2 protein-coding genes are annotated in these 2,122 nt (G+C 55.4%); both read right to left on the reverse strand.

Annotated elements, in window-relative coordinates; translation table 11 throughout:
* Positions 1–371, reverse strand: a 371-nt coding sequence (locus tag V6D20_11525; GenBank protein HEY9816414.1) for a hypothetical protein, incomplete at its 3' end; no start/stop codon positions are given.
* A 169-nt stretch (positions 372–540) separates the two neighbouring features.
* Positions 541–2,122, reverse strand: a 1,582-nt coding sequence (locus tag V6D20_11530; protein HEY9816415.1) for a hypothetical protein, incomplete at its 5' end; no start/stop codon positions are given.

Consider the following 2,122-nt stretch of genomic DNA (forward strand, 5'->3'; position numbering starts at 1 on the left):
TTGGCTGGCAACGGCTGTGCGTTATAGGTATTGCAGCCAGGATCGATGGATTGAAGTTGGTTAACAGCGCCGGTGGGTGGCCCTTGATCCGCGAGGGGACCGTTGCCAACAGCGGCGGGAAGAGCAGCGGGTTCATGATTACCATTGTTGACGAGCCCACGCACTCGGTCGAGTTCACCTTGGGCTATCTGGTAGGCCTGCTGAGACCGTTGGTTTTGTAGACGTGTGGCGACGGCAATCACAATGGGTGGTGTAATCATGGCACCCACAATCCCAATCATGATAATCGCGACGAGGGATTCTATAATCGTAAGCCCTGATTCAGAAGGGCGATCGCCCGCTTGGAGGTGTTTGGTAAAAGGAACTGACATTATCCGCATCCTCGAACACAGTGGCACAGTAAATAAATAAGTATTTGTAGCGGCCCAACTCAGATTGTTTGAGTAGTCTGCCTCCCTGAGACCCTGTCCCTTTCCATGTATGGAAAGGGACAGGGAGCACAGCATGGGGGAGGCAGAAACCGCCAACCCCCATACCTTGCTAGTTACAGTTGGAGTCTGGGATAGCTCGACAGAGCGTCAGCATGTAAGGATCATCCGCCGGGGGCTCACTATAGAACTCATTACGGGTGTTTTCCGCTGAGATAAAGCGAGATGCCAGGGGCCCAGCCGGTGCATACTGCAAGCCTACGTCATACCCCCAACGTCGAGCAGGTGGGCTGTAGTACTTGATTTGCTCAGTGCCAGGTGGCACAGCGCCTGGCTCCCAAGCGCTTTGGTCAAACGGTGACGTGGCATAGCGGCTGAAGGAGAGCTGAATAAACGACCCAGTGAGGAACTGCCGCGGCCAGGTGGTAATGAACCGAGGGAAGTTATGCAACCCACCGTAGGATTGGTTGGGACGAGAGGGCACCAGACCGCTGACTACGATCGCATTTTGACGAACCTCATCCCCTACAATCAACGACTTGCCGTCTGAGAAGTCGTAGTAGGTTTCTCGGTTGGTGAGCCCATATTCTCGGTTTTGTGCAACCCAGTAGTTGTCAGCAACCTGCACGGGGTTGGCATTTTTAGTCACCTTAATCGGCGAGGTCAGATCCATGGGGATTTCCCGCATCCAGCGCTGCCCGCGAACGGTGCTGGGCATGGTGGTTTCGTTGCGTGCCGGGGGCAAGGTACGCGGCCGGTTTTGGTTGAGGTAGGAGGTGACGCTGTTGTTGCCCGCGCAGTTGTATTTAGCGGTGGTGTTCCCAGCGTTACCGTTGTTCCCTGCAGTCAAGAACCCTTCTTCAATGGAGCCATCACAGAAGTTGTCGGGCAAGGTGGTGATAGCATCAGCCAGCACTTCTGAAGGCCGCCATAGATCGGTATCTGGACGAGAGAAGCGGCGATCGAGCGTGGCGCGGTTGTAGAAGTTGTTGAAGTTTTCGTTGAGCAATTGCTCAAATTCTTCTAGCCGCTGTCCACCGTTGGTTTGATGCAGGTTGAAGTCGCCTTGGATATACACAGGGTTATCCGAGATGAACGTCAAACCTGACTGAGCCCGGTTTGGACGCATCAGCACAGCACCCTTACGCAGCCGGAAGCCATGGGGACGGCGATCGGGGTCGGGGGCATAATCCACAGGTTTGGGGCTGATGCTGTTGTCGGCATTCAGCGGTGGATCCGTTGAGAGATAGGTATCTCCGCCCGCCCGCATCCGACAGTTTTGGTTGTTTTGCAGGGCAGTGTTGTTACCACAGGCTGCCCAACCGCCGCCGCTGCGAGGACGGGTGATCGCCCCCTCCGAAACAGCATCTTCCCGGAAGGCATACACCACACCCCCAGTATCGTTGCCGTTCACAGGTAGCCAGTAGTTGCCACGATGGGGGGTATTTTTGAGCAACTCAAGATCAATATCGAGCACTCGCACGCTCATCATTTCCCGACCATTCATCAAGGCTGAATCCTTGAATGGCACTCGCACCAAGGTGCCAGCATCAGGGCTCACGCCGCTAGCTGTACGAGGGTCAACACTATCGCACAGCCCTGCTAAACATTCCTTGATCCGCACTTCGATGGGGTGGGTCGGGTTATTGCCGTTGCCTACGTTTGCATTTGGGAGGCTCCAGTCAGCTCGGGGC

Source organism: Candidatus Obscuribacterales bacterium, assembly GCA_036703605.1.
In the GTDB taxonomy this organism is placed as follows: Bacteria; Cyanobacteriota; Cyanobacteriia; order RECH01; family RECH01; genus RECH01.